Below are 1,058 nucleotides of genomic sequence, written 5' to 3'. Positions count from 1 at the left end.
TTTGCGGACTGCCTTGACGATGGCCATGTTGCGGTTGGGACTATTCATAGTGTCAAACATGTCGCGACTGATGAGTATGTCATGAGTCGCGACATGCTTGACAGGTCAGTCGCGACATCGTTGACAAACCGGCATCTTAGTCGTTTTTGTTCTGGGGTGCCGGTTTTTCGTGTTTTGGGTCTAGGGGTGGGTCGCCTGGGCTAAACGACAAAAGGGGATGCGGACATTTTTTAGGACTATTCAGAGTAGCAGCTTGCGTCGGCGATGAGGTCATGGTCTGGCACAACCGCCAGTGAGACGAATTCTACCCCGTCATTTTCCTGGATGCGCTGCGCATTAAAGTCCGCGACGGTGGCCGAGTGGTCAACAAGTCCGCGTACATGGCAATTGGTGTGGCTCTTGACGGTATTAAGCACATTGTGGGGTTGTGGATTGCCAAAGAAGAAGGTGCTTCCTTCTGGGCGCAGGTGTGCTCTAACCTGGCTAATCGTGGGGCCAAAGACGTCTTTATCGTCTGCTGTGACGGGCTGAAAGGCCTGCCGGAAGCAGTAGAGGCAACCTGGCCGCACTCTATGGTGCAAACCTGTATCGTGCACCTGATTCGTGCCGCTAACCGGCAGGTCACCTACGGGGATCGCCGGGGCGTATCGGCCGCGTTGAAAAAGATCTACACCGCCGCGGATGAAACCACAGCACAGGTTGCTTTAGACGAATTTGAAGCCTCTGAATTAGCAGAAAAGTATCCACGCTCAGTCAAAGTCTGGCGAGATGCTTGGGCGCGTTTCGTACCGTTTCTGCAGTTCCCGCCAGCAGTCAGAAAGGTAATCTATGACGGCGAATTCGATTGAATCATTCACCAATGAACTGCGTAAAGCTACCCGCAACAGGGTGCAGTTCACCAACGATGAATCAGCGCTGAAAACGCTATGGCTGATGATCTGCAATATCGAAGACAAACGCGCTGCAAAGAGAGCGAAGCAGGGCAAACGAGTCTCAAGAACAGCCGGCAGACTCATGGAAGGAGCCCGAGTTTCCGGCTGGAAACAAGCCATCAACCA

General features: G+C 53.1%; 1 pseudogene. It reads left to right on the top strand.

The features are described 5' to 3' along the window. Positions 1 to 257: 257 nt before the first annotated feature. Positions 258 to 1,058: pseudogene (locus tag ABRP66_RS11620) on the top strand (IS256 family transposase); the annotation flags it as partial.

Origin of the sequence: Corynebacterium sp. KPL2680, from assembly GCF_040225675.1 — a bacterium.
In the GTDB taxonomy this organism is placed as follows: domain Bacteria; phylum Actinomycetota; class Actinomycetes; order Mycobacteriales; family Mycobacteriaceae; genus Corynebacterium; species Corynebacterium rhinophilum.
Note: the sequence above shows the minus strand (reverse complement) of the source record. Positions and strands in the feature narration are given on the sequence as shown.